The following is a 22429-nucleotide window of genomic DNA, read 5'->3' as shown; positions in this document are numbered from 1 at the left end:
AACTGATAGAGGGATTTGGAAGTACGCGTTTTTCTATATAGAATCAAAAAACCTTAAATTTTAGTTTTGATTACAGTCCAAAAATGATATAATTTCATCATTGCTTCGTTTAATTAATATTACAAATTAACAGCAATGGAAGGCGGGTTGGAATGAAACTAACAAAAGAGGAATTAAATATTTTATCGATACTTGAAGAAAACCATAATGTATCAACAGAATCCATTGCATTGCAGCTTGGAATAAGTGAAGAACAAGCACAAATGACCATCCGAAAACTAGAAGATGAAAAAATTATTGTTAGCTACCCAACACTTATTGATTGGAATAAAATAGAGGGAAAAGAAACAATTGTAGCAATGATTGATGTTAAAGTAACACCAGAACGTGGTGTTGGCTTTAATGAGGTAGCTGAACAGATTTACCGCTACCCAGAGGTTCAATCACTGTACCTTATGTCAGGTACCTATGATTTATCTGTAACCGTTGAAGGTAAAACAATGAATGAAATTGCAGCTTTTGTATCCAATAAATTAGCTACAATTGAAAATGTCGTATCCACTACAAGCCACTTTATGCTAAAGAAATATAAGCATGATGGCGTAATTATTGAAGGAAATGATGATAAAGATCGGAGAATGGTGATTACCCCATGAGTATAGACTTTCAAAACTACTTATCAACTACAGCAAAAGGATTAGAACCATCTGGAATACGAAAATTCTTTGACTTAGCAGCAAGTATGGAGGATGTCATTTCACTTGGTGTTGGAGAACCAGACTTTGTTACACCGTGGAATATTCGCGAGGCAACAATTGAAGCACTAAAAGACGGTCACACATCGTATACAGCAAATGCCGGGTTATTAGAATTACGTCAAGAAATATCTAATTATTTGAAAAGAAATTTTAAACTTAGCTATCAACCAGAGGACCAGGTCATCGTCACCGTAGGCGCAAGTCAGTCCTTGGATTTAGCATTCCGAGCGATTTTGAATCCAGGAGATGAGGTACTTATTATCGAGCCTGCCTTTGTTTCTTATACCGCGCTTGTAACATTGGCTGGTGGGATTCCAGTCCGCATTGCAACATATGCAGACAACGACTTTAAAGTAACGCCAGAGCAGCTGGAGGCAGCCATAACAGATCGAACAAAAGCAATTTTATTATGCTCCCCTAGTAACCCAACAGGCTCCTGTTTAAATAGAGCAGAGCTAACAGAAATTGCCCAGGTTGTGGAAAAACATGACCTGCTTGTCGTTACCGATGAGATTTATGCAGAGTTGTCATATGATGAGGAATTCACTAGCTTTGCTGCAATTCCTGGCATGTATGATCGTACGATCGTCGTTAATGGATTTTCAAAGGGATTTGCAATGACCGGCTGGCGTTTAGGTTTTCTCGCTGCACCCCGTGAATTTATACAAGTAATGGTGAAAATTTACCAATTCACGACAATGTGTGCACCAACGATGCTTCAGCTTGGAGCACTCGAGGCCTTACGTAATAGTGCGGATCAAGTTGAAAAAATGAGGCAAAATTACTGGAGACGAAGAAATTTCATGGTCCAATCGCTGCGCACGATAGGATTGGATTGTCATACACCAGGCGGGGCATTCTATGTTTTCCCTTCTATTCAGAAAACAGGACTCACATCCGAAGAATTTGCCGCTCGTCTTCTGCAAGAAGAAAAGGTTGCCGTTGTACCAGGGAATGCCTTCGGAGCATCTGGAGAAGGCTATATTCGATGTTCCTATGCAGCTTCCATTGAACAGCTCGAGACTGCAATGAAACGAATTGGACGATTTATTCAATCATTAGAATTAAAAGAAGAAAAGGTTTTAGAGAAAGTACGATAAGAATAAAGCAATGTGCCTACTTGGTCATCGTAGTAGCACATTGCTTTATTTGTTTCATTTAATTTACAATAAGATCTACATAGAACTCCATATACAATAAAAAACGCCTTACAGATTGTCATTTCTGCAAGACATTTTATTTTTTCGAGGCTATAGTCTCTAGTTCAATACTTTCTTCCGTTTACTTCGTTTCGATTCATCAATCGCTAATGTTCCAGTTTCCACTCCTAGTTCATCCAACCATCTGCGATATGCAATGGTCAACGCGTCTGATTTAAGGTGCATTTCTATTTGCAAGTCTAAAGGAAGCAATTCTGGTTTTTGACTCTCCACAATATCTAAATCTTGATAGAAAATCGTATCCTGGAATTCAATAAACGAATCATCAGACTGTTCAAGATCATAATTTCTCGTTAATAGCATAAACACCTTCGTTTGTTCGTCATCTTCTTGGTTTACAGTTGCGAGTATCGTCAATGCTTCGTCTGAGCCCTCCGTTGTTTTTGTAAATCGTGCTGTAGTTGGATTAAGAATTTCATAAACGTAATCTGCGTAGCCGCCTTTTGAACGTCCATCTGGATTCGGTTGATACACAGGTATCTTACTTGTAATAAAACGATTATCGATAAAATTCACATCGTAATCAACAATCTCAGCATGGTCTTCATCTCCAAGCATACCTTCATGCACAAACATAAGATGCGACACATCCAGGAAATTTTCGATAATTCTTGGTGCATTTGCTTTTACATCATATGGACCGCAAATAGCAGTATGATATCCCGCTTTATCATATTCCGGATAAGCAATCATTGGATCTGGGTCATCACCCAAATTAACCCAAATCAAACCGAAAGATTCCTGCGCATGGTAAACCGTTGCTCTCGCTTTCTTCGGAATAGGTCTTTCACATGGCAATGCCGGTATTTTCACACATTCGCCAGTATCATTGTATTCCCAAGCATGGTAGGCGCAAACAAGGTTTCCATTCTTTACCTTTCCAAGCGAAAGTGCCGCTCCGCGGTGGATACATAAATCTTTAAATGCATGTACGCCCTCCTCATTACGAAAAATCACGACACGCTCACCCAAAACAAATACCTGCTGTGGATCTTCTTTTAATTCATCCGCTTTATAAACCGGGTGCCACTGGTTCCATAATCTATCTTGTTGCATAACGATAAACTCCCCTTTTATTTAGAAAACTTAGCATTTGTCAGGAATTCTTAAAAGCGTTATTTTGCTTTATTAGAAGTCCTTGTACTTTGGAGTGCAAGTTGCTCTTTTTTGAAAAATCTTCTATATCTAATTAACGTTTAGTTTTGGTGCTAATCCAGTATCTTCTTTCTTCTCCGGAAGTACTAAATTAAGTATTAATGCTGCAATTGCTCCAATAGCAATTCCAGATGAAACAAAATAAGTTACGATACTTGGAAGGCCATATAAAATATCTGCCGGCATAAGCACCGCAAATAGTGCGAGCATAATTGGAATACCGATCACAAGCATATTCCGTTCTGTAAATGGCGCTTGCTTTACCACTTTAAAACCATTCATCATGATTACAACACAAATAATTGCAAACACACTGCTGATGACTACTGGCGGGATACTAGCAATTACGGTCATAAGCTTTGGCAACATTCCAAACATGAGAAGAAAGACACCACCTGCAATTATCGGTTTCCTACTTTTCACACCAGTGATAGCAATAATTCCTGCATTCGTGGAATAGCCTGTAACTGGTGTGCCACCGAAGAAAGATCCAGCAAAGCAGCCTAGCCCTTCACCAAAAGCTCCGCCGTTTAATCGTTTATCATCCAGCTTTTCTTCCGTAACATTACCTACTGTGAACCACGTTCCAGTTGTTTCAATCATAATAATGAAGTAGATAGCAAGCATAATCAAAATCGCATCCAATTCAAAGGTTGGGGTCCCAAGAGCAAATATACTTGGCATAGCAAACCATGCAGCGTCACGTACCGAAGAAAAATCCACCATTCCAAAGAAAGATGCCACAATTGTACCTATACCCAAAGCTAAAATAACAGATGCAACTTTAATATGTTTCCATTTCGTTTTGGCTTTTTCACCAATGTACATAGAGCTAATCAGTACTGCTACTGTAACAAACGCGATAAAAATGTTTGTATTAAAGCTACCTTCCGCGCTATAGATCGAATTGATTGCTGTTGGCATTAAGGAAAAACCAACAACGACGATGACTGTACCTGCAACAATCGGTGGTATGAATTTCCGTACGACCTTACTGAAAATTTTCAATGGATAACCTAATAGTGCGATTAACAAAGCACCTGGTATTAAACTACCAATCATCGCTCCCATTCCAGACGTTGTTCCAATTGCTGCAAGTGCACTGAGTGGCACAAATGATGGTCCTTGCATAACAGGCAGCTTCATCGCGAATCCAGCCTGAATAATTGTTGCAATTCCACAAGCAATAAATGTCATCTGAATTAACAATGCACTATCAGCAACCGAAAAGGATAATAGCCCAGCTAAAATAATCGGCGGAATAAATAAATCCATTGCTAATACATGCTGTAACCCTACAAAAATAGACTTTCCTACTGAAATATCCTCTTTTTTTCTACCTTGCTCATTCTCATTCTTTACTGTCTTTGTCTCTAATTCTCTCACAGCATTCTCCAAGCTCTTATCTCCCTTCGTCTAGTACGTTACTAGATTTTTTTTAAAATTTACTGTAGTGCTTCTCATATAATGGAAACATAGAATAAAAAAAGCTCGAAATACATGCCCCTCTTTGGAGAAAGCAATGTACTTCGAGCTTTAGATATCGAAATACCGTGAAAAGACAAGACTTCAAACAAACCATATTTCATGGTCGCTAGTTACGAGTAACACACTGAACCAAACCTAAAATAGGTAAGTTCCAATGGATGTCTATTCACGATTGCTTCTCATAGTCAGTTTATTTACGGTAAACCGGTAGATACTTGTAGGCCATATCCCTACGATTATATGAAAATAACAATACATATTTTTTAGAATGTTTATAGTATAGCACCCATTTGGGCAAAAACAATACCTGAAAAATAAAAAACAACCTTCCAATAATTTAGACAAATACACTAATTGTTGAATAATGAAGATTATTACTGGCTAAAAAGATATCTTGGATTTCCATAGACGAAGTTATTTTTATGTCTTATAATGACAATCATAATACTAAAATACGAACATTAAGGTGATAACATGAAACAATATATGCAAATATTTCACGGAACTGCTTTTACAAGTAAATCAGCGAAAGAAGTGGAACAGCTAGTAGACTATCTTTTCTGTATTAATGAGGATGGGATAATTGAAAAAATTGTTGCACCATCAGATTCAGAATATGAAAAACTACTCGATGCCTATAGTGAAGCAGAGAACTTTCATCGTTTAGCAGATGGACAGTATTTACTACCTGGTTTTGTTGATTTACATGTCCATGCACCTCAATGGGCGCAATCTGGAACAGCATTAGACCTCCCACTTTACGATTGGTTAAATACGTATACCTTTCCGGTTGAGTCGAAGTTTTCCGACTTGGATTATGCGAAAAAAGTCTATGAAGATTTAGTCAGCACATTTCTTGCAAATGGTACGACGACTGCCCTTTATTTTGCAACCGTCCATAAGGAAGCTAGTTTGTTACTCGCCAAAATTTGTTCTGAGAAAGGCCAACGTGGTCTAGTTGGAAAAGTTGTCATGGACGATCCCGAACAAAATCCAGACTACTATCGAGATCAGGACACGCAAACCGCGCTTGCCGATACGGAGGAATTTATTTTAGCTGTAAAGGACTTAGCTAAGTCAACAAAACAAGGGGTTTACCCTGTTGTAACGCCCCGGTTTATTCCAAGCTGTACCGATGAAGCATTAAAAGGCTTAGGCGAATTAGCAGCAAAATATGATACCCATATCCAATCACATTGTAGCGAAGGTGACTGGGAGCATAATTATGTACAAGATCGCTTCCAAAAGAACGATGCGTTTGCCTTAAATGATTTTGGTCTTTTACGTGATAAATCGGTGATGGCACATTGCAATTTCTTAGATGATAACGATGCCGAATTATTTGCTAAAACGGGTACAGCGATTGGTCACTGTCCAATATCCAATGCATACTTTGCCAATAGTGTCATTCCAATCGCACGCTTTCACAAAAAAGGAGTGGATATTGGACTAGGTACCGATATTTCTGCTGGGTCGACACCGAGCATTTTTGATAATGCAAGACAAGCTGTTGTTTCATCAAGGATGCTAGAGGATGGTGTGAATACTGCACTTCCAGCTGCAAAACGCGGCGTACCAAATTCACGGATTACGATTAATGAAGCATTTTATTTTGCCACTGCTGGTGGGGGCGAAAGTTTGAGTTTACCAATTGGCAGACTCGAGGAAAACTATGCATGGGATGTACAAATTATCGACACGAAACTATCCACTGCAAAATTACCAATTTTTAATGCAAATGAAGATTTATATGATATTTTCCAGAAAATTATGTACCTCACTCGACCGGAGAATATTCGTGAAGTTTGGGTGCAAGGTGAACGCGTTCATTCACGAGCAAACTAATCATAAAAAAGAGCCTATTTAAACCATTCGGGTTGGGTACTGCCCCCCGAAAGTTAGTTTTCTACTCTAACTTTCGGGGGGCGGTACCGTTGCATAGACTCTTTTTTTCTAACCATCATCCCCAAATGGACAAGACGGATGAAAATGTTCGAAATACAAATGATAGTGAAGCGAACAGCCGCTGTTGAATGATGCTTGACAGTTTGGACACGTGTTGTCACTGTTTATATATTGGTTAATTGTCAGCTCTTCCTTGCAGCTTCCACAGAGGATAGCTTTTTCATTGAACTTTTCACGTGGCCAAACCTCTCCCTTCCCACAACCATACGCTTCGTGACATAAATGACAAGGAAAATAACGATTACAGCAATAAAAACGAATAGCGATGATGTCTTTGCCGGTATGATAATGCTGACAGCGTGTTGCTTGATCAATTGCTCCTTGAATATCAAACTCAGAAATCTTCATTTGCCGCCCCCCTTTTTTGCTATTTTATCACATTTAGAAAGCGGAATGGGCTGGCAGACTATAAAGTGAAATGCAAATAGCCCCCTTCTGTTACGCCGCATTTGCGTTACGCCAGAAAGCGGGCCACGAATCGGGTTTCAAGCAAACCCAATGAAATATTAGGAATAGCCAGTGGCTATGAATGTTAAAACAAAATCACTCGTATCATGACACACGAAGTCAGATACTTTGAAGGCATGGTGTTTCTATACTTAAATAATCCGCCTAGCTTTATTGTTTACGAAGTGAATTAATAAAATGAGCAACTCCATTTTCATGATTGGAAAGCGTAACTTCCCCAGCCGCTTCTTTAATTGCATCAGGAGCATTTCCCATAGCAGCACTTCTGCCTGCTGTTGTTAACATTGATAAATCATTAAAACTATCTCCAACAGCTGCAGTATCCGCTATATGAATACCTAATTTATTCGCAAGGATTGCTAAGGCATTTCCCTTAGATGCATTTTTGTGCTCCAACTCAAAATTATGATTTGCTGACGATACAATCGTTAAGTCATTGTGGTCTTTAAATTGTTCCCAGCCCTTATTTAGTTTTGCCTCATCAAATGAAAATGCAAGGATGTTATAAATATCAATGCCCATTTCACTCACTTCTTTATGAGAATCAATATAAGAAAATCCCGTTTGACTGAACTGCTTATTGATTGCCTGTTTTAGTTCTTCCACACTTATATTTGGGTTGCCGCTCAGCACACGATCCATTTCAATCGTTAATCGTTCCCGACCATTTTGTGGTGTTAGGATAGCTTCATTGCTAAAGATTTCATAATAAAATCCCTCTTGTTCAAGCCAATTTAAGCTCTCCAGTGCATCTTCATGCTTCATCGGTAGATGGTGAAATAATTCTCCGTTTGGACGATGAATTGTTGCTCCGTTTGCTCCGATAATCCATGTCTTCATATTAGTATTTTTAAAGATCGTTTGCACATCAAAATGAGCACGCCCAGTAGCAATAACAACCTCAATTCCTTGCGCTTGTGCGGCTAGAAGTGCTTGTTTGTTGTTCTCACTTATTTCACTTTTTTCATTAAGCAGGGTTCCATCTAAATCAATTGCAATTAATTTTGTCATCTTATTTATCACCTTTCGTTTCACCGTCTGCTATTAGTAATTCTACATTGTTTTTTCGCAAGACTTCCATAAAGGCCTTTGATGGTGTTTTATCTGTAATTAATAGATCTACATCATCTAAGCTTGCAAATTTGAAAAAGTGATTCGTTCCGAGCTTGGTATGATCTGCTAAGACAATCACCTGTTTCGCTTGCTTAACCATCTTTCTTTTTACAACACCGTCTTCTTCATGCGCAATGGTCAATCCAGTTTCTGATATACCAATAACACCAACAAAAAGTTTATCCACGTAGTAATCCGAGAGCTTCTCCACTACAGAAGAGCCGTATAAAAAGCGATGCTCTTTATGCAGTGTGCCACCCAGAAGTTGAATATTGATATGGGATCTATTAGACAATACTTCTGCCAGGTTAATTGAATTCGTAATGATTGTACAATCCATATTTTGAATGTGCTCTGCACAGGCCTGAACTGTCGTTGATGTATCTAAAATAATATTGTCATTCGGATAAATTAAAGAAGCTGCCTTCTTCCCGATTATCTTTTTTTCCTGTGATACAGTCTCCAGACGCTTTGAGTAGTTTTTAATTTCTTCCTGAATAGATGGTAAGATTGCTCCGCCACGTGTACGTATAATAGAATTTTCCACTTCTAACTTAACAAGATCCCTTCGCGCTGTATCTCTTGAAACATGAAACATCGTACATATTTCTTCAACCGATATTCGTTTATTTTTTTGAAGGAAGTCTAAAATAGATAACAATCTCTCTTCTTGGTACAATGCTTCTTCACCAACTTCAGTACGTATTTATAAGTAATTATACATATTTTACACAGATTTACAAGTATTTATAAGTAATTGTAAGTGATATATTCAAATTCCCTTAAGAAATTGAAATTCATTTCTAAATAGGTAGCATTTTTTGGCAAAAAGGGAATGATATATTCACCACTGTTAAAATAAAATACTTTTTGGTAATAGTTTTATTAGGTTCATATTCAAAATTATAAACGAAAGGAGTGCTACCATTGTCAAATCAAGTTTACGCAATATTTCGCGGAGGATGGGTGTTGCTGCGTTCTATCGCGGTTATCTCATCAAGTGTTGCGACTATTATTTCTAGCTTACTTCCTTTATTTTTATATTCATCAATCTCTTCGGACCGGCTCTGGCTGCTATTTGTTTTCCTTACGATCGCTGCATTCGCCATTCACGGCGTCCTAACACATGCTTTTAACGATTATACCGATCATTGTTCTGGTACGGATAGCTTTAGTCCAGCTATTTTGTCTGGGGGAAGTCGCGTAATCCAGAATGGAATGTTTTCTTTGCACGCAGTTCTCAAACTAGCTTTCGCCTTTACCTTTATTCTTTTAATCCTTGCTTTAGTGCTCGCTATTTTTGCACAATACAAGCTCGTCATTTTATTATTGATTGGAATCTGGAGTGCCGTTTCTTACTCGGTCTCTCCTTTGCATCTAAGCTATCGGCCTTTTTTAGGTGAATGGGCAAGTCTTTTTCCAGCTATCTTTTCACTTGGTTTGGCTGGACCTTGGTTGATGTTAAATACAATTCCATTATGGGCAATCCAAAATTCCTTGATTAATGCCCTTTTTTGTATGGCATGGGTAATGGTTCATCACATTCCAGATTTACAAGCTGACAGACGAGCTTTACCAAAAAAACAAACAAGTGTCGTTTGGTTTGTTGAGCGATTCGGACTTTATTATGCACGTTTCCCAGCGCTGCTCTATTTTTCCTTTGCAGCATTATGCATGCTTTGGTTAGGATTCGACCGAATTTGGGCTGCAGGCTTTCTATTGATTATGCTCACTATAGCGATAATACTTGTTCTGAAAATGGATGTAACAAATCATGAACAGGTAAGTAATTATGAAAAGATCTTACTTTTTCTTGCGATGCTAACAGCTGTTGGATTAGGTATTTTGGTTTAAAATGTACTTAATTCCTTTCTTTCCCATTGATTGTCCTCATCTGGCGTTTCGACGCTTTGCTAGATTTAACAGTGTAAATGTAAAAAGTGACCAACATATAAAAATATCGGTCACTTTTTACTTTTCAAAGCCTGTTAATGTTCCAATAAATTGATTTCCCCTCACTGAACTTCATCAAATGAACCTAACCATTCTGGTTATTTTTCTTTATTCTTCTGTAAACAAAAAATCCAATCACCACGATAACTCCGAGTAAGATAAGCACAGGCATATTACCTATAATGAACACAAAAATCCCTGAGAATACTGCGAGAAGAAAATTAATGCTATTCAAAAATTGCTGTTTGGTTTTTTCCCAGGTGTTTAGTTCCCCTTCACTCATCCCCGAAATCGTTACATTTTTTTCCTCCATATAGATCGTAACCGTTGCCAAGTCAGTTCTGTTTTGTAAATAATTCATTCGTCCTTTTATCTCCTCTATTTCACCTTGAACTTCAGCTAAATCAGCTGAAATGGTTAATAGATCTTCTGTTTTCTCTGCTTGCTCCATAAAGGAAAGCAATCTTTCTTCAACAACTCCTCTTGATTTTAAACGAGATTCTAGATCAATAAATTCTTCTGTTACATCCTGACCTGAAATAGAACTTTCCAAAACTTTACTGCTCCCATCTTCCACAATCTGAATAAATTCACGAAACTGATCCTGAGGAATCCTTACTGTCACCTGTCCGGTAGTTGAATCATTTTCTGCGTACCCTTGCATATTCGAATCTACAACGTACCCACCACGGTTTGCAACCTGAGACTGAATTGTATTTAATGTCTGCTGATAATTTTTTACTTCAATTTGCAGATCAGCAGTGTAAATTATTTTTCGATCAGACTCGACGATTTCTTCTTGTGATGAACCACTTTCTTCTTGTGAATCACTCACTTCTGGTTCAGTATTGCGATCAGCTTCTCCACTAATCGAATTGCTGCTTTCTATTTCTACACTTTCTATTTCCACGCTTTCTTCCGAGTCATAATTAGCCCTATCGCTGCTTACATTACTATTTTCCGCATCATTACTGCAAGCAGCTAGCAACATGCCGATCCAAAGAACAATCAAAATAATCAACCCATTTTTCATAAAGACCCCCACCTTTCATTTCCATCTCTTTTAGAATAATTACTTATCATTACAGACGTAATTTACTGAAAAATGTTACATCTATACTCGAAATAAAATAACAGTGACAGGCACTGCCTCCTCGAGTTTTGTAAAACCTACCTGCTGGAAGCAAATCTTGACTAGCCGTTTTCTGTAATGACCTATATAATAGAACAGAATGTATTTTAGAAGGAAAAGGTGTTTTATAATGAGTTTACTTACCGTTAAAAATTTAAGTCACGGATTTGGGGATCGCGCCATTTTCGATGACGTTTCTTTTCGTTTATTACAAGGAGAACATATTGGACTAATCGGAGCGAATGGAGAAGGCAAGTCCACTTTTATGAATATTATTACACAGAAACTTGAGCCAGATGCTGGAAATGTGACATGGGCAAAAAATGTCCGTGTAGGTTACTTGGATCAGCATGCTTTACTCAAGCAAGGGATGACTATCCTAGACGTGCTAAGAACAGCCTTCCAATATTTATATGATATGGAGGCTGAGATGAATGAACTATTCACAAAAATGGGTGAAGTCGGTCCTGACGAATTAGAAAAACTGCTCGAAGAAACTGGACAAATACAAGACGCCCTCACGAACAGTGACTTCTATATTATCGATGCAAAAGCAGAGGAAGTTGCTAACGGGCTTGGCTTAGACGAATTTGGTCTAGATCGTGATGTCCATGACTTAAGTGGCGGACAAAGAACGAAAGTATTACTTGCCAAGCTATTATTGGAAAAACCAGATATTTTATTACTCGATGAGCCGACAAACTATCTTGATGTGGAGCATATCGAATGGCTAAAAAACTACCTGTTAGCTTATGAGCATGCATTTATCCTTGTATCACATGATATCCCATTCCTAAATAGTGTTGTGAACCTCATTTACCATATGGAAAATCAACAGCTGACACGCTATCCTGGAGACTACGATGAATTCTTGCGTGTATACGAGATGAAAAAACAGCAACTTGCTGCTGCATACAAGAAACAACAACAGGAAATTGCTAATTTAAAGGACTTTGTCGCGAGAAATAAAGCAAACGCAGCAACAAGTAAAATGGCGATGTCCCGTCAGAAGAAATTGGATAAGATGGATGTTATTGAGTTGGATAGTGAGAAACCAAAGCCCGAATTCAACTTCAAACAAGCTCGTACACCTGGTAAGTACCTATTCGAAGCAAAGGACCTCGTTATCGGCTATGATGAAGCCTTGTCCAGGCCACTTAATTTATCAATGGAACGTGGACAAAAGATTGCATTGTACGGTGCCAATGGTATTGGTAAAACTACGTTGCTACGAAGCATTCTCGGTGAAATCCCTGCCATTTCAGGCTCTGTACAGTTAGGTGAGCACCTTCATATCGGATATTTTGAACAAGAAATTAAAACAGAAAAAGATAAAACCTGCATGGATGAGGTTTGGGATGAATTCCCTCATTTCACGCAATACGAAGTACGTGCTGCTCTTGCAAAATGTGGACTAACAACAAAACATATTGAGAGTAAAGTTCAAGTACTAAGTGGTGGAGAGAAGGCCAAGGTCCGACTTTGTAAATTAATTAATAACGAGTCCAACTTACTCGTATTAGATGAACCTACAAATCATCTAGACCCGGATGCAAAAGCAGAACTAAAACGAGCACTAGACGAATACAAAGGCAGCGTCCTCCTCATTTCCCATGAACCTGATTTTTACGAGGGTATTGTAACGGATAAATGGAATTGTGAGGATTGGACGACGAAAGTGTTCTAAATATATTTATATTGATATGGACGTAAGGCTTAGAGATAATTTTCTCTAAGCCTTATTTGATTATAATTGTAAAGAAAACTTGGTATTTGCCAAGTCTCTAGGCGAATGCCTTAGTTGCACTTTCTTATCTGCAAAAAAAGAACTCCAGACTTAGCTGAAGTTCTTTCATCAAATCCATTAATCCACCGATCGTTGTCTTCTATAATATCCAACATACCATATCCCCACACCACTTATTATGAACACTATACCGATTAATAAATAGTTAAACATATCAGTAGCTGTATCTGGCAGGAATCCGCCGGATACTGAATCATCATTTGAGCTTACTTTTTCAATAATAGGAGCTTTCTCTTCCCCAGATCCGTCACCAGAGACTGGAGCAGAACCACCATTTGTATTTGCTTCTTCGACTTTTTCGAATGCAGCAAATGTACTCAAATGGTGTACTGGTGCAGTAACTTTATCATCTGCAAATTCACTTCCATTGACTAGCTTCCACTCATTCGAATCCTCATTGAAATAATATAAATGAAGATGTTCAGGCTTTGTAACTTTTGCAGTGAATACACCCAACGTTAATGTTAGTGGTTCTGCAAATTCACTTATCAGTGCACCGCCCTGTGTAATCGTAATATCATATATATTACTTAATGCATCCGCAATTTGTTCCAATCGTTCGATTTTAATGATGACTTCGCCTGCTCCGCTGAATGCAGATGCCGGGATATCCAGCGTAATGTCACCTTTTTGAATCGATAGGATAATATTTTTTTCCTTTATAAGCTTAATTTGTTCTTCCGTTAAATCGAGTTCAACGATAGCTTGATCTGCATATTCATTTAAATCAACAATGATATTGCCATCACTCGCTACTTCATGAAATGCGTCACTATCAAGCTTGGCTTTATTACTTTGTACTTCAGGTGTTACGGTTTGCTTCTTGTTGTTTGGTAGTTGCTCGTTTGGAACTTCACCAGAATCCTTGTCACCTCCATCATCAGGAGTCTCATCTGGCTTTTCGGGCTTATTCGGTTCTTCTTCTGGGTCAGGAACCTCCGGCACTTCTGGTTCAGATGGGTCAACCACTTCTCCGTCGACTGTTTGGAAACTCCAAATGTCTGAACGAACCATACCACCGAAATCATCCGATGCTATAACATACCAGAAATATTCGCTATTAGGATCTAGATTTTCCCAAACAACTGTTGCTGTATCTCCGCTCTCTACATTTTTCACCGAATCAATCAGATTATTAGTGTACACATTTACCTCTACATAATCAGTTGCAACTTCTTTCAACTGCGGTTCTAGATCCCAGTCCAAATTGAATTCATCCTTCTCCGGGAACTCTTCTGGATCATAGTAATTGTATTCATCCATATACGGAGAATAGGTACGTACTTCCATTTGGTTTGTTTCCATATTAAAGGTCAACAGTCGCATATAGCCTTGACCGCCTTCTGGTCCACCCTGGTAATCTGCAAGCAATTGGTATACAGTGCGATCAGCAGCACCATCGCCATTATCATCAATTTCGTCTATTAATTTTTGGCTATTATGGTAATGTCCCGATAGGACTGCATGGACATTTTCATTTGGAACAACAACTTTTTCAAAAAGCTCATCCCCTATTGGACTTCTTGTCCCGCTGGCAAGCAAGTATTCATGGAATCCTAAAATCGCTTTATGGTTTGGATGCTCTTCCAGAACATCATTGATCCAGTCAATTCCATCCTGATCGACACCCCATCCCATGTAAACAATGATAAAATCATTTCCATTGACTGAAATAAGGTCATAGTGTCCGCGGTTATTTTTATAGGAACCAGCAAAATAGGAACGATCCTCAAACCGTTGATCACCAAAGTACGTATAGTAATTCGTATAATTATTATCTTTTTGATCAACATCATGATTTCCAGCAAGAACTCCATATGGAATACCAGCATCATCAAGTACTTTCATTGCCTTGTCTACAACTTCCCATTGGTCAAAATCATCCCAAATATTAACGATATCTCCAGTATGGATGACGTACTCAAGATTTAACGCTTCCTGATTGGCTGTAATCCAATCCACTTGTTCGTTATAAATATTCGGATAGCTCTCAGAGTAGTATTGTGTATCGGACATCCATACAAATGTAAAATCCTCCCCTGGATTCGCTATTTGGTCTTGAACAATAACACTTACTTTACTGTCCTGTAAATATGCATCTCCAGTAACAGAACCGACTAGCTCAAACGCCGCTTCACCTGCAATAATCGATGTAAGCTCATCCCACTCGGTTGTTTTATAATTCCAAGCATACATTGTTACCTTTCGGCCATCCAACGAGGAGCCATTCCATACAATTTCGATTTCATCATCAGGCTGAACATTTTTATCAACGGTAACATCGAAGCGATGGTACGGAAATTCCGTAGTTGATTCAGTTGACACTTCTTTTCCATCCACATCGGATAACTGTGCCAACTCATCTTCTGTAAATTCGGTTTCTCCTTCTGGTAAAAATTCTCCAGGAGGTTCCGTACCAACACTATTTTGTGAAATCGTGAGGTGCTTTGAATCATCAGCTTTATACTGATACGACTGATAAAAGTCGACTTTCATCTTGTCTCCAGTTGGATCATTTATTTTCACCGATAGATCAGCACGCGTTGCATCCGGCTGGTTATTCATCCAATCTGGAAGCCATGGATGTTCCTCCACGACAAGGAATGTAATTGTCTCTGTTCTGGTATTTCCTGCTGCATCTGTTGCAGTATAGATGATTTCATGTTCACCTGGTGCAAGCTGAGCAGATGATGTTTCATATGGAAGTGTGATTGTTTTCCCATCTAATGTCGCCGTAACTTCTGCAACCTCACTCGCGTCTTCAATTTCTGCATCAATAGTAAAGTTACCTTTATACTCCTGTCCTTCTTTAATGCTTGGTTTAATAATCGGTGCTGAATTATCAACAATCACATTTGCAATTGTCTCGTCATCAGCTAATGTTGCTTTTATTTCATGCGTCCCATCTGAGACAGTTGTTGTATCGAATAAATAAGCAAGTGATGCAAATTTTTCTTCTTCAATCGTAAAATCAAAGTCGTAAACTGGATCCTTTCCAGGACTGTCACCGATAGAATAATTTGTATCCGGGTTATTATAGTTTGGATCATAGATAACTGTTCCATCTTCTAATACTAAGCGAACATTTTTAATCGTAAAATCATCACGGTTTTCAGTTGATGTTTCATCAAACGGGCTTACTTTATTTCCGGCACGAATGGTAATCGTATTTTCTCCAGGCTTCATCATGTCAGCAGGAATAGGGACTGTTAATGTAACAAAGTCTGTATACGTATCATCGAAAATTTCTAGGATTTCATCCCCCATCGTCACACCATTTTGGAAATAAATATTCGTTTCACTAACATCAAATGCGAAATACGCTTCATTTTCCATCGCCATAAACGTATCGGTCACTTGCTCTTCATCAAGAAACAATAGCATATCATTCGTATAAGCATCTTCAGTCGCTTTGATGACTTTTTCACCTGCAATTAATTCATCCTCTTCCACATTTAAGCGAAGTCCCGTTTCTGCATTTGGATGTTCAATCGTTACGGATTTTATTTCTGTTGAACTTTCATTACGTCCATCACGTGCAACAAAGTAATATTCCAGCTCTTGCTGTCCGATTAGTTCGGGTTCATAGATGGTATGTTGAAATGTATCTTCTGTTTGTCGTTCCAAGTTTACTTGTCTAAAGTTCTCTCCATCCATCGTACGGTAAAAAAGACTAACAGATTTCACTTCGATATCATCTGTAATGGTTGCTGTAATTTGAACAGGTTCCTCCGATGTGATGGTATATTTTCCAGTTGTATCTTCTATGTTTGGTTCCGCGGTGTCATCAGGTAATTGTACCTTTTCTCCCGGCACTTGTTCTGGAATGACTTCTCCAGGTGTTGCATCCAAAACACCGGCACTGATTTTTTTCAACTTTTGACTACCGTCACTAGGATAACGGAATAGGATCCCTTTATCAGCAACCGTATCATCTACACCAGCTTCATCCAAATAGGTTACATTGGAAAGCTCATAACCACTTTTCGTTGCCATTACAAATGTACGCTCTGCACTATTTGACATTCCATTGTTGTATATCTTAATTAAGTTCTTACCTTCTGTCAGATCTGTTCCATAATGGGCATTAAAATCTGTACTCGTTAAATCCGTATTTCCAGAATTAATAATCCAGAAAACAACCGTTTCACCAGACGGAATAATAATTTCCTCATGGTCTGCAGGTGGGCCCCAAAGTAAGTCTCCCTCTGGTCCAGTATTCGGGTAACGATAGCGAATGGTATAATCTTTATAATCAATTGCTACTGATGTATTGTTATATACTTCAATAAATTCATAGGCGTCCGCACCATTTGCATTTGTTGAATCTGGTACAACCTCCGTAATAAATAGAGGTGGGACTTCTTGATAGTCTATAGCTGCTTGAGGAATATCGAATTCACCTATTTCTGACGTTGTCCTGCCAGCTTGGTTCGATGCGACAATATAATAGTTAAGCTTGTCGCTCCATATTTCTGCACGAGGAATACTTGCCGTATAGAGCGCAGCTCCCTCTGTCTCTTCCATCGTGATGGAATCAAATCCCATCGCTTCACTTTGGCTTACATAAAGATTAACGCCTTGTATAGCTTGTTCAGAAATAACTTCAACCTGGATCGTTATTTCTTCATCTGTCACTTCAAATTCAGGTTCACCAATTACTGGAACCTCTGCATTCATTTCAATCGCAACAGGCTCTTTAGGTACTTGCTCTTGGTAAACTGTAAGTGGGGAAATACTTTCTGCAATTCCGAGCTTTTGCATCGTATTTCCTTCTGATGGATATTTATACATAACCCCTTGATCGGTAAAAACATCATCCGAACCATCATTATAGGAAGCTTGTACAATCTCATTCCCAAACTCATCTGCAAGAATTAGTGTGCGCTCACTTCCATTTGCCATCCCAGCACTTTGAATGATCGCCACTCGATCCTCGGTTAACTCAAGTCCATATTGTTCATTAAAATCATCAAGTGTCGCCTGTTGGTTCCCGTCATTATGAGTCCAAACAATAAAGCTTTCCTGAGAGTCGATTACCTTATCATCGGTAATATCCCAAATCTGATCGGCGGTTTCAGTCGGATATCGGTAAATGATCTGGTAATCCTTCATATTAATTGGCTGATCCGTATTGTTATAAATCTCAATAAACTCATACGCATCGGCACCATTCATGTTTGCTGTGTCTGGTGTTAATTCCGTAATTAATAGCTTCGGCATAGCTTGTGAATCGGCTTCGGGCTGGGGAATAACTGCTTCATAAGTTTCTGACATAGCAGTACCAGCGTCATTTGAAGCAGTAAAGTAATACTGAACCTGCTCACTCCAAATTTGATTGCGTGGTAAGGTAAGCTTATAAACAGAATCTTCTTCCTGCATTGGCAAGGTTTGTTCCTTAATGGCACTGCTTTGGCTAAAATGTAGTTGTACTTCATCTAGTTCTTGCTCTGAGGTCACTTCAATTTCTACTGTTACAGTATCATCCGTTAGGGATACGGTAGGCTCTCCAATGATAGGAGCTTCGACATCTTTTACTGTGTCTGCCTTAACATCCATCGTTTCCGTTTCTACTGGTTCACTTGGAACTTGTCCGTTGATAAGGTTTAATGGAGTAGCAGTTTCCCCAAGCCCAACGAATTGCATCTCATTACCTTCAGACGGATATTGATAAACAATTCCTTGATTCTTCTCTTCCAGTTCACTATAAGCAGCACGTATAATTTCCTCACCCATGTTATCACGGATAATTATGGTTTGGTCTTGATTGTTTTCCAATCCGCTGCTTTTAATTGTTGTTACACGATCTTCTGTTAATGTAACATCATAATTCCTATTAAAGTCATCTGTTGTTAGTGCTTTATCTTGCAACCAAAGGATGTATGTTTCCTCTGGCTGAATAACTTTTTCCTCTTTCTCTGTTAGATCCCATACTAGGTCTGTTGCGTTATTTCCGTCATGGTACGAAAGTTGATAATCCTTCAGGTTTATCGGCTGATTACTATTATTGTAGATTTCAATAAATCCATAGCCATCTAGCTGAGGTGCAATTTCTGTAATAAGCAGAGTTGGAAGCTTTTGTGTATTCGATTCTTCTGATTGTACAGCTGCTTCTATGTAGCCTTCTTCAGGATAAGTTATTTCCTCTCCATCTGCATCACGTGCGATTATGTTGTACTTAAAGTTATCGGACCATAAATGTATTTCTGAAACTTCTACTGTATAATTTTCTGTACCTTCAACCTTTGTAAATGGTAATTCCTGCTTAGCCATCTTTACACCCGATTGGAATTGTAAGATTACATCTTCTGCATTTTTAATATTCGCCTCAAATGTAATATTCGCTCCATCATTGATATTCGTTATAGCTTCATGCTCAATTGCCAATACTTCTTCAGTTGCCACAGTAGCAGAATCTTGGTCATCCTGTGCCTCTTCTTGTTCTTGATTTTCTGGTTGCTTTTCTTTTACCTCCGTAATATAAGGTAAAGATGTAACACTCTCGTTCTCATTCCTTACTTCAAACCAATATTCCAATTTTGAGCTTGATATAGCATCCCCTGGAATCACTGCAATATATAAATCCGTATTCTCTGAACGCTCCATTGGGATTGCTGTCGCTTCAGCGTCTTGCTTATAATACAACGACACTTTCTCAGCATCTTGAATCGTTGCTATTACTTGGAATTCCTCTCCTTGTATCAGCTCCTTTGGCTGTTCATGTTGAATTGGTAAAACCTCTTGCATTTCCTCTCCTTCGACTTCCTTCTCGGCAGCTTTTGCATCCGCTTCATTAATAGCTGAGGCAGCATAAATAGGCGCTGCTCCATGGAAGAATGTCGTAAATAAAAGCATCAAAGCCGATATTAGTGCAAAAATTCTCCTCATTCTCTTCCCTCCATGACTAAGTTTACGTTCATATTAAGTATAGATTTCGCATATTAACCGGAATTAAATAATGTATGAAAATTCCGTAAAGTTTTTTAGGTCTAAGGTGATAGTGGAAAAGTTATAGGCGTAAGGTAATGAATTACTGATGTTCTCAATATGTCGTAAATTGACTTTCCAGCTAACTGCAAACTGCACCTTGGAAAGGCTTGTTTTCTCTAGTATTTTTTCCATTTGCTTCTCTTGTTGCTTTTGCTTTAGAAACCAGTCTGAACAGTACCTTCCGCAACTCTGCTTAAATAAATCGGAATCACCTGAACAGTTATTTTTTAATAGCTTTTGATCAATCATCGATATATCGATTCATAATCCTGAAAAAATCAATTCCATTCCCTTAATAAATGTTATAATATACTGAGTTTTAAGTTCTATTTCAAAGAGGTGGTTTAAATGAACATAACACTATCGGATAAAATGCATCATTTTCAAACTTCTATTTTTAATGAGCTTTCCAATTACAAAAAGAAAAAAAATCAAGAAGGAAACGAAATGATTGATTTAAGCGTAGGCAGCCCTGACCTTCCCCCAGCAAAGTATGTCATTGATGAGCTTGCGAAGCATGTTACCCAACCTTGCAACTACGGCTATACATTAACTGGGATTGATGAGCTTCACCGGACTATCGCAACATACTACCATAATCAATATAGCGTTACCGTAGATCCAGTCAATGAAACATTAATGGTCATGGGATCACAAGATGGTCTCGTTCACTTACCAATGGCGCTCACAAACCCTGGTGACATTATTTTATTACCTGATCCTGGATATACAGCTTATGATACAGGTGTTGCATTGGCTGGTGCGGCTGTTTATGGCATGCCGCTTAAAGAGGATAATAACTTTTTACCAGATTTAGAAGCTATCCCAGGAGAAATTCGGGAAAAAGCTAAGCTCATGATCTTAAACTTCCCAGGTAACCCTGTTCCTGCTTTGGCAACAAAGAAATTCTTCGAACAAGTGGTAGCTTTTGCAAAGAAACATCAGATTGTTGTTGTTCATGACTTTGCATATTCAGAGATTTACTATGAGGATAAACCAGTTAGCTTCCTATCCATAAAAGGAGCAAAGGAAGTTGGTGTCGAGTTTAATTCATTCTCGAAAAGTTTTAACTTAGCAGGCTGCAGAATCGGCTATATTGTTGGCAATCCAACAGTTGTAGCTGGGTTAAATCGACTTAAATCGAACCTTGACTATGGTGTGTTTTTTCCGATTCAAAAAGCAGCAATTCGAGCATTAGAGAATTCTGTTAGCTTTAGTGAAGAATTAAGAGCGATTTATAAAAGACGCAGAGATATTCTAGTAAGTGGTTTAAATGCGCTCGGCTGGAAAGTTGATACACCTAGTGCTTCTATGTTTATCTGGGCAAAAGTTCCGAAACCGTTTACTTCAACCGAATTTGTCTATCGTTTAATGGATGAGACTGGGATTGTTGTTGTACCAGGTAATGCATTTGGTGAAGCTGGTGAAGGGTATGTACGGATTGGGCTTGTCCAACCAGAGGAAGTTCTTAAAAAGGCAGTGGCGAAGCTAAGATCAAGTATATTGTTTTCAACTACCGAAGTACCAATTACGAATAAATAACTTAATGAAATAGTCGATACCAAAATCTAATTTCAGGAGTGAATAATAAATGGCACACACAAAAGAGCTTTTACTTAATCAATTGTTGGCAAATGCAAATGATCCTAGTTGGTACCTTCCATTTACAAGTTCCGTTAAGAACTTGTCTGAAGAAGATGCCTTTTGGAAGCCTAATGAAGCTAGTAATAGCATTGCAGAAATTGTGCAGCACCTTATTTACTGGAATAAAACATGGCAAACCAGGTTTACCCAATCGGATGTGCATGCTGTACCTGCATTGGAAAATAACGATCAAAGCTTCACCCTTCCAGAGGGACAAACGTTTAACGACTTAAAGAACACATTATTAGACGTGCTCTTACAATGGCAAAAGCTATTAACAGAGGAAAAGTTAGATGAATCTGTTCGCTGGGCCTATGAACCGGCTAAATGGTGGGAGCTTGTTGGTAATGCAACGACGCATAATGCATATCATATTGGTCAGATTATTTATATTCGAAAGCAACAAAAAAGCTGGTAGATCGAATACTACATGTGAGAACATTTGATTGAGCAAGGTTTTGTACATCATCCTATACGTCAATATTTGTTCATTATCAAAAGCAGTCTGTGTTAAGTTCATGAATTTGCCTACCATCCAAACTAAAAAGTGGAGCTGGGACATAACGAAAGTGTTATACGCAAAAAAGGAACGATGTATAAACTTAGTGTAGGAAATATACGTAGACTGATATGAACGAAACTGTCAAGTACCCCTTACACTCTTTTGAAAGATATTCTTTTTGACCAACTTTAAGCTAAGAGTCTATGTCTGTATAGGCTCTTTTTTATTTAACTG

Annotated in this window: 14 protein-coding genes and 1 riboswitch; of the genes, 7 read left to right on the top strand and 7 right to left on the bottom strand. The window is 38.4% G+C overall.

The features are described 5' to 3' along the window. The first annotated feature begins 152 nt into the window (after positions 1-152). Both D1B32_RS19985 and D1B32_RS19980 read left to right on the top strand, forming a co-directional pair. Positions 153-656: an Lrp/AsnC family transcriptional regulator gene (locus D1B32_RS19985; protein WP_095307503.1), complete on the top strand. Its 504-nt coding sequence runs from the start codon at positions 153-155 to the stop codon at positions 654-656. Further along, positions 653-1858 carry an aminotransferase gene (locus D1B32_RS19980; RefSeq protein WP_095307506.1) on the top strand — a complete coding sequence of 402 codons (1206 nt, stop codon included), beginning with the start codon at positions 653-655 and terminating at the stop codon, positions 1856-1858. The genes D1B32_RS19985 and D1B32_RS19980 overlap by 4 nt, the downstream gene beginning before the upstream one ends. A 159-nt stretch (positions 1859-2017) precedes the next feature. Here D1B32_RS19980 and D1B32_RS19975 read toward each other — a convergent pair whose 3' ends face one another. Together D1B32_RS19975 and D1B32_RS19970 are read right to left on the bottom strand one after the other, a co-directional pair. Continuing rightward, positions 2018-3034, bottom strand: coding sequence for an aromatic ring-hydroxylating dioxygenase subunit alpha (locus D1B32_RS19975; RefSeq protein ID WP_118890278.1), 1017 nt, complete (start codon positions 3032-3034; stop codon positions 2018-2020). A 129-nt stretch (positions 3035-3163) separates the two neighbouring features. After that, a complete protein-coding gene (locus tag D1B32_RS19970; protein WP_118890277.1) occupies positions 3164-4531 on the bottom strand; it encodes a nucleobase:cation symporter-2 family protein in 1368 nt (455 codons plus the stop codon). A 252-nt stretch (positions 4532-4783) separates the two neighbouring features. Continuing rightward, positions 4784-4885: riboswitch (purine riboswitch) on the bottom strand. Between the two features lie 210 nt (positions 4886-5095). On the opposite strand from D1B32_RS19970, the gene guaD reads away from it, so the two are divergent. Continuing rightward, complete coding sequence (gene guaD, locus D1B32_RS19965; RefSeq protein ID WP_118890276.1) at positions 5096-6466, top strand: guanine deaminase; 1371 nt, start codon at positions 5096-5098, stop codon at positions 6464-6466. A 108-nt stretch (positions 6467-6574) separates the two neighbouring features. Here the strand turns inward: guaD and D1B32_RS19960 are convergent, their stop codons facing one another. The 3 genes from D1B32_RS19960 to D1B32_RS19950 all read right to left on the bottom strand — a co-directional run bounded on the left by D1B32_RS19960 (position 6575) and on the right by D1B32_RS19950 (position 8846). Continuing rightward, complete coding sequence (locus D1B32_RS19960; protein ID WP_118890275.1) at positions 6575-6934, bottom strand: CHY zinc finger protein; 360 nt, start codon at positions 6932-6934, stop codon at positions 6575-6577. Between the two features lie 270 nt (positions 6935-7204). Further along, positions 7205-8065, bottom strand: coding sequence for a Cof-type HAD-IIB family hydrolase (locus D1B32_RS19955; protein WP_118890274.1), 861 nt, complete (start codon positions 8063-8065; stop codon positions 7205-7207). A 1-nt stretch (position 8066) separates the two neighbouring features. After that, the gene (locus tag D1B32_RS19950; RefSeq protein ID WP_118890273.1) at positions 8067-8846 is read right to left on the bottom strand and encodes a DeoR/GlpR family DNA-binding transcription regulator; all 780 of its coding nucleotides are present in this window, start codon (positions 8844-8846) and stop codon (positions 8067-8069) included. A gap of 248 nt (positions 8847-9094) precedes the next feature. On the opposite strand from D1B32_RS19950, the gene D1B32_RS19945 reads away from it, so the two are divergent. Further along, positions 9095-10021 (top strand): prenyltransferase, encoded by a 927-nt coding sequence (locus D1B32_RS19945; protein ID WP_118890272.1) that lies wholly within the window; start codon positions 9095-9097, stop codon positions 10019-10021. Positions 10022-10205: 184 nt separating this feature from the next. On the opposite strand, the gene D1B32_RS19940 is transcribed toward D1B32_RS19945, so the two are convergent. After that, a complete protein-coding gene (locus D1B32_RS19940; protein ID WP_118890271.1) occupies positions 10206-11153 on the bottom strand; it encodes a DUF4349 domain-containing protein in 948 nt (315 codons plus the stop codon). 229 nt (positions 11154-11382) lie between these two features. Between D1B32_RS19940 and D1B32_RS19935 the strand changes: the two genes are divergently transcribed. Further along, a complete protein-coding gene (locus D1B32_RS19935; RefSeq protein ID WP_118890270.1) occupies positions 11383-12939 on the top strand; it encodes an ABC-F family ATP-binding cassette domain-containing protein in 1557 nt (518 codons plus the stop codon). A 177-nt stretch (positions 12940-13116) separates the two neighbouring features. On the opposite strand, the gene D1B32_RS19930 is transcribed toward D1B32_RS19935, so the two are convergent. Continuing rightward, the gene (locus D1B32_RS19930; protein ID WP_118890269.1) at positions 13117-19947 is read right to left on the bottom strand and encodes a lamin tail domain-containing protein; all 6831 of its coding nucleotides are present in this window, start codon (positions 19945-19947) and stop codon (positions 13117-13119) included. Between the two features lie 450 nt (positions 19948-20397). On the opposite strand from D1B32_RS19930, the gene D1B32_RS19920 reads away from it, so the two are divergent. Beyond that, positions 20398-21591: an LL-diaminopimelate aminotransferase gene (locus D1B32_RS19920; RefSeq protein ID WP_118890267.1), complete on the top strand. Its 1194-nt coding sequence runs from the start codon at positions 20398-20400 to the stop codon at positions 21589-21591. Positions 21592-21640: 49 nt separating this feature from the next. Further along, positions 21641-22111 (top strand): DinB family protein, encoded by a 471-nt coding sequence (locus D1B32_RS19915; RefSeq protein ID WP_118890266.1) that lies wholly within the window; start codon positions 21641-21643, stop codon positions 22109-22111. The last annotated feature ends 318 nt before the right edge of the window (positions 22112-22429 follow it).

Origin of the sequence: Oceanobacillus profundus, from assembly GCF_003515705.1 — a bacterium.
Taxonomy (GTDB): domain Bacteria; phylum Bacillota; class Bacilli; order Bacillales; family Amphibacillaceae; genus Oceanobacillus; species Oceanobacillus profundus.
The sequence above is the reverse complement of the archived record's forward strand: the minus strand, read 5'-3'. Positions and strand labels throughout refer to the sequence as shown.